This is a genomic window from Streptomyces sp. NPDC001270 (assembly GCF_042896695.1).
GTDB lineage: Bacteria > Actinomycetota > Actinomycetes > Streptomycetales > Streptomycetaceae > Streptomyces.
Genome location: NZ_JBIAXM010000021.1, coordinates 116401 through 128750, shown reverse-complemented (window position 1 = coordinate 128750; position 12350 = coordinate 116401). Strand labels below are relative to the sequence as shown.

General features: G+C 71.2%; 8 protein-coding genes and 3 tRNA genes. 5 read left to right on the top strand and 6 right to left on the bottom strand.

Annotated features, from left to right (window positions below; genetic code table 11):
• The first annotated feature begins 27 nt into the window (after nt 1-27).
• Entirely contained in the window at nt 28-1938 is a 1911-nt protein-coding gene (dnaG, locus tag ACFY2B_RS30670; protein WP_390766314.1) for a DNA primase, read from the top strand.
• A gap of 3 nt (nt 1939-1941) precedes the next feature.
• Here the strand turns inward: dnaG and ACFY2B_RS30665 are convergent, their stop codons facing one another.
• Nucleotides 1942-2238: a hypothetical protein gene (locus ACFY2B_RS30665; RefSeq protein WP_390766313.1), complete on the bottom strand. Its 297-nt coding sequence runs from the start codon at nt 2236-2238 to the stop codon at nt 1942-1944.
• Nucleotides 2239-2481: 243 nt separating this feature from the next.
• On the opposite strand from ACFY2B_RS30665, the gene ACFY2B_RS30660 reads away from it, so the two are divergent.
• Nucleotides 2482-3771 (top strand): sigma-70 family RNA polymerase sigma factor, encoded by a 1290-nt coding sequence (locus ACFY2B_RS30660; protein ID WP_390766352.1) that lies wholly within the window; start codon nt 2482-2484, stop codon nt 3769-3771.
• 51 nt (nt 3772-3822) lie between these two features.
• Here the strand turns inward: ACFY2B_RS30660 and ACFY2B_RS30655 are convergent, their stop codons facing one another.
• The 4 genes from ACFY2B_RS30655 to ACFY2B_RS30640 form a co-directional block, all read right to left on the bottom strand.
• Nucleotides 3823-5748 carry an ABC transporter ATP-binding protein gene (locus ACFY2B_RS30655; RefSeq protein ID WP_390766312.1) on the bottom strand — a complete coding sequence of 642 codons (1926 nt, stop codon included), beginning with the start codon at nt 5746-5748 and terminating at the stop codon, nt 3823-3825.
• On the bottom strand, nt 5748-7481 hold the full coding sequence (locus tag ACFY2B_RS30650; RefSeq protein WP_390766311.1) for an ABC transporter ATP-binding protein: 1734 nt from the start codon (nt 7479-7481) through the stop codon (nt 5748-5750). The genes ACFY2B_RS30655 and ACFY2B_RS30650 overlap by 1 nt, the downstream gene beginning before the upstream one ends.
• Before the next feature lie 137 nt (nt 7482-7618).
• Nucleotides 7619-9070: an FGGY family carbohydrate kinase gene (locus ACFY2B_RS30645; RefSeq protein ID WP_390766310.1), complete on the bottom strand. Its 1452-nt coding sequence runs from the start codon at nt 9068-9070 to the stop codon at nt 7619-7621.
• Nucleotides 9071-9365: 295 nt separating this feature from the next.
• Nucleotides 9366-9671 carry a YtxH domain-containing protein gene (locus ACFY2B_RS30640; protein WP_376531583.1) on the bottom strand — a complete coding sequence of 102 codons (306 nt, stop codon included), beginning with the start codon at nt 9669-9671 and terminating at the stop codon, nt 9366-9368.
• Nucleotides 9672-9831: 160 nt separating this feature from the next.
• On the opposite strand from ACFY2B_RS30640, the gene ACFY2B_RS30635 reads away from it, so the two are divergent.
• The 3 genes from ACFY2B_RS30635 to ACFY2B_RS30625 all read left to right on the top strand — a co-directional run bounded on the left by ACFY2B_RS30635 (nt 9832) and on the right by ACFY2B_RS30625 (nt 10237).
• A tRNA-Asn gene (locus ACFY2B_RS30635) sits at nt 9832-9904 on the top strand.
• A gap of 5 nt (nt 9905-9909) precedes the next feature.
• Nucleotides 9910-9982: transfer RNA gene (locus ACFY2B_RS30630), tRNA-Asn, on the top strand.
• A gap of 178 nt (nt 9983-10160) precedes the next feature.
• Nucleotides 10161-10237, top strand: a tRNA-Ile gene (locus ACFY2B_RS30625).
• A 368-nt stretch (nt 10238-10605) separates the two neighbouring features.
• Here ACFY2B_RS30625 and mdlC read toward each other — a convergent pair.
• Nucleotides 10606-12192: a benzoylformate decarboxylase gene (gene mdlC, locus ACFY2B_RS30620; protein WP_390766309.1), complete on the bottom strand. Its 1587-nt coding sequence runs from the start codon at nt 12190-12192 to the stop codon at nt 10606-10608.
• Nucleotides 12193-12350 lie beyond the last annotated feature (158 nt).

Genomic DNA, 12350 nt, shown 5'->3' with positions numbered 1-12350 from the left:
CCCGGTCCGCCACCGTAGAATCACCGCGTGGCAGGACGGATCAACGACGAGGACGTGAAGGCGGTACGGGACGCGGTCCCGATCGACGCCGTGGTGTCCGAGTACCTCCAGCTGCGCAACGCCGGTGGCGGCAACCTGAAGGGCCTGTGCCCCTTCCACGACGAGAAGTCGCCGTCCTTCCAGGTCAGTCCGAGCAAGGGTCTCTTCCACTGCTTCGGCTGCCAGGAGGGCGGCGACACCATCACGTTCGTGATGAAGGTCGACCACCTCTCCTTCTCGGAGGCGGTCGAGCGCCTCGCCGCCCAGGCCGGCCTCACCCTGCGCTACGAGGAGGGCGGGTACAACCCCGCGCACCAGCGCGGCGAGCGGATCCGCCTGGTCGAGGCGCACAAGGTCGCCGCGCAGTGGTACGCGGAACAGCTCGCCACCAGCCCCGAGGCCGACACCGGCCGGGTCTTCCTCGCCGAGCGCGGCTTCGACCAGGCGGCGGCCGTGCACTTCGGCGTCGGCTACAGCCCGCAGGGCTGGGACCACCTCACCCGCTATCTGCGCGGCCGGGGCTTCACCGACAAGGAACTGCTCCTCTCCGGCCTCTCCCAGGAGGGCCGCCGCGGCCCCATCGACCGGTTCCGCGGCCGGCTGATGTGGCCGATCCGGGACATCGGCGGCGAGGTCGTCGGCTTCGGCGCACGCAAGCTGTACGAGGCGGACACCGGACCCAAGTACCTCAACACCCCCGAGACGGCGATCTACAAGAAGAGCCAGGTCCTGTACGGCATCGACCTGGCCAAGAAGGAGATCGCCAAGTCCAGCCGCGCGGTGGTCGTCGAGGGCTACACCGACGTCATGGCCTGCCATCTCGCCGGGGTGACCACGGCCATCGCCACCTGCGGCACGGCCTTCGGCGGCGACCACATCAAGATCCTGCGGCGCCTGCTCATGGACAACGGCTCGGCGCGGGTCATCTTCACCTTCGACGGCGACGCGGCGGGCCAGAAGGCCGCGCTGCGCGCCTTCGAGGACGACCAGAAGTTCGCCGCCGAGACGTACATCGCCGTCGCACCGGACGGCATGGACCCGTGCGAGCTGCGCCTGGCGAAGGGCGACGAGGCGGTCGCCGACCTGACCGAACCCCGCACCCCGCTGTTCGAGTTCGCCCTCCGCCAGATCGTCGCCCGCTACGACCTGGACACCCCCGCGGGCCGCGCGGCCGCCCTGGACGAGGCCGCGCCCGTCGTCGCCCGCATCAAGAACAGCGGCGCCCAGCACGAGGTCGCGGTCGAACTCGCGGGCATGCTCGGCATCCTGGACACCCAGTTCGTGGTCAAGCGGGTCGCCCAGCTGGCCCGCTGGGCGCGCGAGCGCGGCGGGAGCGGCCGGTCCCCGGCGCCGGCCCGCGGCCCGCAGCAGCAGTACGAGGCGGCGGCCCCGCGCCGCACCGGCTCCGGCCCCGCCCTCACCCTGCGCAACCCGGTCTTCGCCACCGAACGCGAACTGCTGAAACTCGCCCTGCAACGCCCTGAGCTGGTCTCCCCGGCGTTCGACGCGTACGGCGTCGACGAGTTCACCGCCGCCCCGTACGCGGCCGTCCGCGAGGCCGTCATGGAGGCGGGCGGCGCCGAGCACGGCGTGCAGGACCCGCAGGAGTACCTGCTGCGGGTGCGCGAGGCGGCCCCGGACGACACCGTCCGCGCGATGGTCACGGAACTGGCGGTCGAGGCCATCCTGCGCCGCACGGTCGACGAGCTGTACGCGGGCGAACAACTCGTGACCGTCCGCCGCCGGGCGGTGGAGCGGCGGATCCAGGAGATCCAGATCACCGTGCGCCGCCTGGAAGCGGGCGGCGACCCCGCCCAGCTGGCCGCCGCCCGCAACGAGCTGTGGGTGCTCCAGCAGTACGACCAGGCCCTGAAGGTGCAGGGCGCGGCGGCGCTGTGAGGGTCAGTCCTGCGGGGGCTCGGGCGGCGTGATGCCGAGGTGGTCGAGGATCGCGGCCTGTCCGGCTGCGAGGGTCCGCGACATTTCGCTGTGATCGGCGAGAGCCTTGCCCTGTGCGACCTGCCCGGTCACGAGCGCTGCGAGCAGTTCGCTGTGCTCCTTCAGGGTCTTGCCGTGCTCCAACTGCGTGTCCCGCAAGGCCCGGATCACCTGCATGTCGGCCCGCCGCTGCACGTGTAGCGCGGCCACGTCACTGTCGGAGCCCACGGCGAGGTTACGCGGCGTGGTGTGCTCCGCCACCACTGGCTCACCTGAGCCTCCAGCGCCTCAAGACGCCGCCGCAGTTCCTCGGTCTCGCCCTTGTCCTCATCCTGCCCTAGCTCAGCGGGTCCCAGTGTCCCCGGCCGTGAGTCCGATGGTCGAACGAGCTGAGTAATCGCCCGGTCACGGACCGGACGCAAAAAGTCACCGCACGCCCCTCGTGGCAGAGATGTGTCGTACCCCACACTGGGGTGCGGTGCCTGAGTCCTCGGAGCGCGGCAGATCCGTCCCCCACGGGTCCCACATCCCCGCGGTTCCGCTCATCACGTACGGGACGGACAGCGGCGAGGCCGTCGACTCCGCCCCCGAAGTACCGCTGCCGCACGCCCGGCAGCGATCATCCTGGAGGTCGCCCCCGTGCAGACCCAGACCCTCGCCCAGACCGAGCCGAACACGACCGCGGTGCCGGAGGCGGTGCCGGACGCGGAGCCCGGCGTCATCGCGGCCGTGCCCGCGCAGAGCCGTGCCGCGCTGCACGCCGAGACGGAGCCGACGGCCCCGGCAGAACTCGCCGGGACACTCGCCGGGACAATCGCCGGGACGCTCGCGGCCGAGGCGCCGGAGTCCGGCGCACCACCCGCCGCCCGCGCCGAGTCCGGCGGCCCCACCTCGGACCTGTTCCGCCAGTACCTGCGCGAGATCGGCCGCATATCGCTGCTCACCGCGGCCGAGGAGGTCGAACTCGCCCGCCGGGTCGAGGCCGGACTCTTCGCCGAGGAGAAGCTCGGCAACACCCCTGGTGTGGACGAGGAGTTGGCCCTCGACCTGGACCGTCTGGTGGTCATGGGCCGGATGGCCAAGCGCCGGCTCATCGAGGCCAACCTGCGGCTCGTGGTCTCCGTCGCCAAGCGGTACATCGGCCGCGGACTGACCATGCTCGACCTCGTGCAGGAGGGGAACCTCGGCCTGATCCGCGCCGTGGAGAAGTTCGACTACGCCCGCGGCTACAAGTTCTCCACGTACGCCACCTGGTGGATCCGGCAGGCCATGTCCCGCGCGCTCGCCGACCAGGCCCGCACCATACGGGTGCCCGTGCACGTCGTCGAACTCATCAACCGGGTCGTCCGGGTGCAGCGCCGGATGCTCCAGGAACGCGGCCACGAGCCCACCCCGGAAGAGGTGGCCGCCCACCTCGACCTGTCGCCCGAGCGGGTCGGCGAGGTGCTGCGGCTGGCCCAGGAACCGGTCTCGCTGCACGCGCCCGTCGGCGAGGAGGACGATGTCGCCCTCGGTGACCTCATCGAGGACGGCGACGCCGCGAGCCCCGTGGAGTCGGCCGCCTTCCTGCTGCTCAGGGAGCATCTGGAGGCGGTGCTGTCGACGCTCGGCGAACGGGAGCGCAAGGTCGTCCAGCTCCGCTACGGCCTGGCCGACGGGCGGCCGCGCACCCTGGAGGAGATAGGGCGGATCTTCGGCGTCACCCGGGAACGGATCCGGCAGATCGAGTCCAAAACCCTGGGCAAGCTCCGCGACCACGCCTTCGCGGACCAACTGCGGGGCTACCTCGACTGAAAGGGGCCGCTCACCGGACGGTGAGCGGCCCCCGCGACGGTGTCGGGCCGGTCAGTCGACCTCGGCGACCGCCTGCGCGAACTGCGCCTTGTACAGCCGCGCGTACGCCCCGTCCGCCGCCAGCAGCTCGGTGTGCGCGCCCTGTTCGACGATCGAACCGTTCTCCATGACGAGGATGGTGTCCGCGTCCCGGATGGTGGAGAGCCGGTGGGCGATGACGAACGAGGTCCGGCCGTGCTGGAGCTTCGCCATCGCCTTCTGGATCAGCACCTCGGTACGGGTGTCGACGGAGCTGGTCGCCTCGTCGAGCACCAGGATCACCGGGTCGGACAGGAATGCCCGCGCGATGGTGATGAGCTGCTTCTCACCCGCGCTGACGCCCGTGCCCTCGTCGTCGATCACGGTGTCGTAGCCGTCCGGCAGGGTGCGTACGAACCGGTCGGCGTGGGCCGCCCGCGCCGCCTCCTCGATCTCGCCCCGGGTGACCTCGCGGGCCGCGCCGTACGCGATGTTGTCCGCGATCGTGCCGCCGAACAGCCAGGTGTCCTGGAGCACCATGCCGATGCCGGACCGCAGTTCGTCCCGGGACATCCTCGCGATGTCGACGCCGTCGAGGGTGATGCGCCCGCCGGACACGTCGTAGAACCGCATGAGCAGGTTGACCAGCGTGGTCTTGCCCGCGCCGGTCGGGCCGACGATGGCGACCGTGTGGCCGGGCTCCACCGTCAGCGACAGGTCCTCGATCAGCGGCTTGTCCGGGTCGTAGCGGAAGGACACGTCCTCCAGCGCCACCCGGCCGCGCAGCTCGGCCGGCCGCTCGCCGGGCACCGGATCCGCCTCCTGCTCCTCCGCGTCCAGGAGTTCGAAGATCCGCTCGGCGGAGGCGACACCGGACTGCACCAGGTTCGCCATCGAGGCGACCTGGGTCAGCGGCATCGAGAACTGCCGCGAGTACTGGATGAAAGCCTGCACGTCACCGATCGACAGCGAGCCGGAGGCGACCCTCAGCCCGCCGACCACGGCGACCAGCACGTAGTTCAGGTTCGACACGAACATCATCAGCGGCTGCATCACCCCGCTGTTGAACTGCGCCTTGAACCCGGCCTGGTACAGCGCCTCGTTCTGCTCGGCGAACTGCTTGGCCGACTCCTCCTGCCGCCCGAACACCTTCACCAGGGTGTGCCCGGTGTACATCTCCTCGACGTGCGCGTTCAGCTTGCCGGTGGAGCGCCACTGCTGCACGAAGTGCGGCTGGGAGCGCTTGCCGACCCGGGTGGCGACGACGAACGACAGCGGCACGGTGACCAGCGCGACCAGCGCCAGCAGCCACGACACCCAGAACATCACCACCAGCACGCCGACGATGGTGAGCACCGAGTTGATCAGCTGCCCCATCGACTGCTGGAGCGTCTGCCCGATGTTGTCGATGTCGTTGGTGGCGCGGGAGAGCACCTCGCCGCGCTGGCGCTTGTCGAAGTACGACAGCGGCAGCCGCGACAGCTTCGTCTGCACGTCCTCGCGCATCCGGTACATCGTCCGGTTGACGGCCCGGTTCACCAGCCGCGTCACCACGGCCATCAGCAGACCGGCCACCAGGAAGGTGCCCAGCGCGAACAGCAGGACCTTGCCGACGGCGTCGAAGTCGATGCCCTTGCCGGGCGTGAAGTCGGTGCTTTTCAGCATGTCCGCGACGGTGCCCTCGCCCCGCTCGCGCATCGACTGGAGCACCTGCTCCTTGGTGGCCCCGGCCGGCATCTGGCGGCCGATGATGCCCGCGAAGACCAGGTCGGTGGCCTTGCCGAGGATCTTCGGGCCGATCACGCTGAGGGCCACGCTCACGACGGTGCACAGCAGCATGACGTAGAGCATGAAGCGCTCGGGCCGGAACCGGGCGATGAGCCGTCTGCTCGACGCCTTGAAGTCCATCGACCGCTGGTCCGGAGCACCGGCCGTCATGCGTCCCATGGGCCCGGCCATCAGGCAGCCTCCGCTTCCGTGAGCTGGGAGAGCACGATCTCCCGGTACGTCTCGTTGTCCGCCATCAGCTCGTGGTGGCGGCCGGTGCCGACGACCCGGCCCTCGTCCAGGACCACGATCCGGTCGGCGTCCCGGATGGTCGCCACCCGCTGGGCGACGATCACCACGGTGGCCTCCGAGGTCTCCCGGCCGAGCGCGGCGCGCAGGGCCGCGTCGGTGGCGTAGTCGAGGGCGGAGAAGGAGTCGTCGAAGAGGTAGATCTCCGGGCGCTGCACCAGGGTACGGGCGATGGCCAGCCGCTGGCGCTGACCGCCGGAGACATTGGTGCCGCCCTGCGCGATCGGCGCGTCGAGGCCGCCCTCCAGCTTCTGCACGAAGTCCTTGGCCTGCGCCACCTCCAGCGCCTGCCACAGTTCCTCGTCGGTGGCGTCCGGATTGCCGTAGCGCAGGTTGGTGGCGACGGTGCCGGCGAACAGGTACGGCTTCTGCGGCACCAGCCCGACCGTCTTCGCGAGCAGCGCCGGATCGACGCTCGCCACGTCCACGCCGTCCACGAGCACCTCGCCGTCGGTGGCGTCGAACAGCCGCGGGACCAGCCCGAGCAGTGTCGACTTGCCGCTGCCCGTGGAGCCGATCACGGCGGTCGTCTCGCCCGGCCGGGCCACCAGGTCGATGGATCTCAGCACCGACTCCTCGGCACCCGGATAGCGGAACCCGGCCCCGCGGATCTCCAGATGCCCGTGCCGGCGCAGCTCCGTGACCGGCGCCGTCGGCGGCACCACGCTGGACTCGGTCCCCAGGACCTCCTCGATGCGCTCGGCGCAGACCTCCGCGCGCGGGACCATCATGAACATGAAGGTGGCCATCATCACGGACATGACGATCTGCATCAGATAGGCGAGGAACGCGGTCAGGTCGCCGATCTGCATCCCGCCGCTGTCGATGCGGTGCGCGCCGAACCACACCACGGCGATCGAGGACACGTTCACCACGGTCATGACGATCGGGAACATCAGCGCCAGCATCCGCCCGGTGGCCAACTGCATCTCGGTCAGGTCGCCGTTGGCCTTGCCGAACCGGACCTGCTCGTACTCGTCCCGGACGAAGGCGCGGATGACCCGGTTGCCGGTGATCTGCTCGCGCAGCACCTGGTTCACCGTGTCCAACCGCGTCTGCATGGACCGGAACAGCGGACGCAGCCGGCGCACGATCAGCGTCACACAGATGCCCAGCACCGGTACGACCGCCACCAGGACCCCCGACAGGGGAACGTCCAGGCCGAGCGCCAGGATGATGCCGCCCACGCACATGATGGGCGCGGACACCATCAGCGTGAACGTCAGCAGTACCAGCATCTGGACCTGCTGCACGTCGTTCGTCGTACGGGTGATGAGCGACGGCGCGCCGAAGTGGCCGACCTCACGCGCGGAGAAGGACTGCACCTTGTCGAAGATGCCGGCCCGCACGTCCCGGCCGAGCGCGGACGCGGTTCGCGCGCCGTAGTAGACGGCGCCCATGTTGCACACGACCTGGGCGAGTGAAATGCCGATCATCAGCGCGCCGAAGGACAGGATGTAACCCGTGTCACCCGTCACGACGCCGTTGTCGATGATGTGCGCGTTGAGTGTGGGCAGGTAGAGGGTGGCGCAGGTCTGCAGGAGTTGCAGCAGCACCAGGAGGACTATCGGTTTTTTGTAGGGCCTCAGATAGGTTCGCAGAAGTCGTATGAGCACGCTGGGTCTCTCGGAGTCGGCGGTGGGCGGGTCGGTGCGCCCTTGGCCCCTATCGTCGGACACTCCACCCGCGTTACCTCAACCGATTAATCCAGTTGCGGCACCGGCTCGGGTCGAGAATGAGCAAAGTTCGCCCGCTATGCCTGAAATGCCCCGGGGTGGAGCTGTTCCCGTACCGATACGTACTGCTGCCGCACCGCCTGCCCCACGGCCAGGTCGTCACCCGGCTCCAGGGTCTGTGCCTCCGCGTCCTGCCAGACCGGCGGGGTACGCGGGTCGAGCGTGCCCTGGGACACGCCCAGCGCCCAGGCGGCCTGCCGGGCGGCGCCGATCGCGGCGTAGTCGGCCGGGCGCACCACCACGACCTGGGTGCCGAACAGCGAGGGCGCCGCGGCCTGCACCGCGGGCAGTTCCGCCGCCGCCCCGAGCAGGAAGACCCGCCGCACCTCCACGCCCCGCCCGCGCAGCACGTCCAGCGCGTCCGCGAGACCGCACAGCATGCCCTCGAAGGCGGCCCGCGCCAGATGTTCCGGCTTCATCGACTCCCGACGCAGACCCGCCAGGGTCCCGGCGGTGTGCGGCAACTGCGGGGTCCGCTCGCCCTCCAGGTAGGGCAGCAGCACCAGCCCGTGCGCCCCCGGCGTCGACTTCGTCGCCAGCTCCGACAGGGCATCCAGGCCGTCCAGACCGAGCAGTTCGGCGGTACCGCGCAGGGCCCGTACGGCGTTCAGAGTGGTGACGACCGGCAGGTGCAGGCCGGTGGCGTCGGCGAGCGAGGTGATCATCCCGGACTGGTCGGCGAGCGCCTCGGGATGGACGGCCATCACCGAGCCGGAGGCGCCCAGCGACACCACCGCGTCACCCAGACCGATACCCAGCCCGAAGGCGGCGGCCATCGTCTCGCCGGTACCGGCGGAGATCAGCAGCCCCTCGGGTGTCCGGCCGGCCGCGTCCGCGGGACCGATCACTTCGGGGAGCGCGGCCTGATGACCCAGCGCCAGCTCGACCAGGTCGGACCGGTAGGCACCGGTGGCCGCGGACCAGTAGCCGGTCCCGGAGGCCCCGCCCCGGTCGGTGGTCCGCCGGGCCGGCCGGCCCAGCAACTGCCACACCAGCCAGTCGTGGGCCTGGAGCAGCAGCGCGGTGCGCCCGGCGTTGTCGGATTCGCTCTTGGCGAGCCAGCGCAGCTTGGTCACCGGCTGCGCGGCCTGCGGCACACAGCCCACCGCCTGCGCCCACGCCTCCCGCCCGCCGAGCGCGTCGACCAGGTCCGCCGCCGCGACCTGCGCCCGCTTGTCGCCGCCCACCAGCGCGGGACGCACCGTGTTGCCCTGTGCGTCGAGCGGGATCAGCGCGTTCTGCTGCGCGGAGACGCCGATCGCCTGAACGCCCTCCAGCAGCCCGCCGCCGGCCGCCTCCCCGAGGGAGAGCAGCCACGCCTGCGGGTCGATGTCGGAAGGGCGCCCACCGTCGGCGTTCTCCACGGGGTGCGGCGCATAGCCCTGCCGGAGCACGGCTCCCGTGTCCGTGTCGCAGACGACGATGCGCGTGAAATCGGGCGAGCTGTCCAGGCCGGCGACTATCCCCATGGACCGAATTCTGCCGTATCGCTGCGCGTGCTTTGGCCGGGGGCGGTGGGGTGGGGGTGTCGTGGGGGCGGGGGAGTGGTGTGGGGTACGGCTGTCGTGCCGGGTGCGGGTGGGTTGTGGCTGGTTGCGCAGTTCCCCGCGCCCCTGAGGGGGTGGGGTGCGGCTTTTGTGCCGGGTGTGGGTGGGGCGTGGTGGGGTGCGCGGTTCCCCGCGCCCCTGGGGGGTGGGTCGCGGGGGTTGTGCGGGGTGTGGGTGGGGCGTGGTCGGGGGCGCGGTTCCCCCGCGGCCCTGCGGGCTAGGTGTTGCTGGTGCCCCAGTCGTCCTCGCCGGAGGTGGCTGTGGTGCGGTCGCGGAGGGTGCGGACCCGGTGGGCCACCGAGTCGGGCATGCGGTCGCCGACCTTGTCGCTCACCGTGTGCAGCGCCCGGCCCGCGATCTGCCGCCCCTGCTGGGCCGCGGTCTCCGCGGTGTTGCGGACGGCGGGGTTCTGCGCGAACTGCCGAGCGGACTTCTTCAGCTGCTCGTAGCGCTCGCGGCCGGCCCTGGTGCCCAGTACGTAGCCCAGGGCGAGTCCTGCGACGAATGTGAGCCGGTAGCGCATGGCGGCCACCCTTCCCTTGCATAGGTCTGCTGGTGCGGCATTCGGCGCAGGAGACTACCGATTGGCGGAGCACCCCCCTGCTTGCGCTAATCTATGTGTCGCAGCGAGCGCGCGCCCCCTGGCGGATACCCGGGTGGGTACGTTCGATGCAACGAGGCATTCCTCCGTAGCTCAATTGGCAGAGCAGCCGGCTGTTAACCGGCAGGTTACTGGTTCGAGTCCAGTCGGGGGAGCTCGGTCCTCCGTAGCTCAATTGGCAGAGCAGCCGGCTGTTAACCGGCAGGTTACTGGTTCGAGTCCAGTCGGGGGAGCATGCTGAACGAGGACCCCGTAGGGGTCCTTTTTCATGTCTGTTCCGTGTCCCGGGAACCGTCCGGTCCGAAGGGGAGTCCTCAAGGTCATGTAGAGCCGACCATCCGAGGCAGGAGATCGTATGAGCGGCTATGCTGCGGCAGACGGCGCGCACACTTGTACGCGACACGCCGCTATGGGGCGGTAGCTCAGCCGGTTAGAGCAGCGGACTCATAATCCGTCGGCCGTGGGTTCGAGTCCCACCCGCCCCACCACCACACGTGCGGCAGGACCGTTTCTAGCTGCGGAAACGTAGGGGCGGGGGCTGCCACGCCAGCGCCGCGGTCCCCGTTCATTCATTCAGTCCAAGATCCTGGGAACAGGCAGAGGACCCGCGGCCGGACCGGTGGGCGGAGGCCGCTGCGCGGCGGGGTCCGGCGGGCCGTCCGGCCGGGGTGATCCCGCCGAGGGGCCGGAGCCGGGCCGGGTCCGCGCCCCCACGGACCAGATGTCACCCGCCGACCGCCTGGCGTCTTGAACGCAGCGGACGGCCGAGCCGGTGGCCGCGTCCCCGTCCGAGGCCGTTGCTGCGGTCGGCCGTTCTCCCTTCGGGTGAACCCGTACGAACCGCGGGCGAAGTCCGTCACCTCCCGCGGTGGTTGAACGGGGCGTCGACCAGGACCGGGTCCGGGGAGCGCAGGGCCGAGTAGAGCAGGTCGGTGAGCGCCGTGGCGTCGGTGGCGCGTTCGGCGCGGACGCCGTAACCGGCGGCGAGGGCGACGTGGTCGATGCCGGGCAGGTCGAGGCCGGGGGAGCCGGGGGTGTTCAGGAGGCGGCCGAAGTCCTTGAGGACGGCGTACGCGCCGTTGTTGACGATCAGCCAGGTCACGGGGAGGTTCAGTTGGGCCGCGGTCCACAGGGCGGGGAGGGTGTACTGGGCGGAACCGTCGCCTACGACGGCCAGGACCGGAGCGCCGGGGCGGGCGAGCTGGACGCCGACGGCGGCGGACATGCCGAAACCGAGTCCTCCGCCGCCGGGACCGAACCACTGAGCAGGCCGGGTGACGGGCATGCGCTGCCACAGCGCCGCCTCGATGACGGGGCACTCCCAGACGACCGTGGTGTCGTCCGGCATGACCCGCGCGACGATGTCCGCGATCACTTCCGGGCCCAGACCCGGTCCCCGGGCCGGCTCGGGCGCCGCGCGCGGCTCCGGCGCGGGCCGGTCGGCCTGCGGGAGCATGTCGAGGAGCCGGCGCAGGACCAGCGCCGGGTCGCCGAGGACCGCGTCGCCGACCGGGGCGCGGGCGATCGCGTCGGTGTCCGCGGTGACCAGCACCAGCTGTGCGCCGTCGGGGACGACGGGGCCGGGCAGGTACGGGTGGTAGCGGAACACCGGCGCGCCGACGACCAGGACGAGGTCGTGGCCGTCCAACTGCCGGGCGAGGGGTGCCTGGCCCGGGGTGAGCAGGCCGCGGAAGGCCGGGTGCCGGGTCGGGAAGGCGCACCGGTAGGGCGAGGGGGCGTGCCAGACGGGCAGGGCACGGCGCTCGGCGAGCCGGACCGCGAGGTCGAAGCCGCCGCAGGCGTCGGTGTCCTCTCCCACGACGAGCACGGGGTTGCGGGCCTGCGCCAACCGCTCGGCGAGCCGGGCCAGGGCCTCGGGGTCGGCCGCCGAGCGGGTGGCGATCGTCCGGCCGCCCAGCAGCCGGACCGCTTCGGCGTCGTCGGCTCGGGCCGCCCAGTCGTCGAGGGGTACGGAGACGAAGGTCGGCCCGGACCGGGGCAGCACCGCGAGCCGGGCAGCCCGCGCCAGCGCGGCGGGTACGTCCTGCGGCCGGGCGGGTTCCCAGCTGCCCTTGACCAGCGGGCGGGGCTGGACGGTGGCGTCGACGATCGTCAGCAGCGGCTCCACCGGCAGCGCCGCCCGCACCTGCTGCCCGGACGTCAGCACCAGCGGCGAGCCCGCCGTACGGGCGTTCACCAGCATCCCCTGGGCATTGCCCAGCCCGGCCGACGCGTGCAGATTCACCAGCGTGGCACGGCCCGTCACCTGCGCGTATCCGTCGGCCATGCCCAGTACGGCGGCCTCTTGCAGGCCCTCGACATAGCGGAATCCCGCGGGCAGTCCGTCCAGGAACGGCAGCTCGTTCGACCCGGGATTGCCGAACACCGTCGTCATGCCAAGCGAGCGCAGCAGCTCGAAGCTGCACTCCCGTACCGTCGCCATCACGTCTCCCGCACAGCCAGGCCGCCGTCCGGGGCCGCCCGCCCGAAGGAACCGTGGAACCGTGGCTCCGGCGGAAGGCCGTCGTAGGAGCTTGTCGACCACCTCGACATGACTCAGAGTAACCGGCCAGGAGACGCGTTGCATCTTCTGAGCAGCGG

Bases quoted from the DNA above. Each gene is read 5' to 3' on its own strand.
- ACFY2B_RS30640 (WP_376531583.1), bottom strand. From the start codon at position 9,671: ATGCGCTACCGGCTCACATTCGTCGCAGGACTCGCCCTGGGCTACGTA.
- mdlC (WP_390766309.1), bottom strand. From the start codon at position 12,192: ATGGCGACGGTACGGGAGTGCAGCTTCGAGCTGCTGCGCTCGCTTGGC.
- ACFY2B_RS30655 (WP_390766312.1), bottom strand. From the start codon at position 5,748: ATGGCCGGGCCCATGGGACGCATGACGGCCGGTGCTCCGGACCAGCGG.
- ACFY2B_RS30645 (WP_390766310.1), bottom strand. From the start codon at position 9,070: ATGGGGATAGTCGCCGGCCTGGACAGCTCGCCCGATTTCACGCGCATC.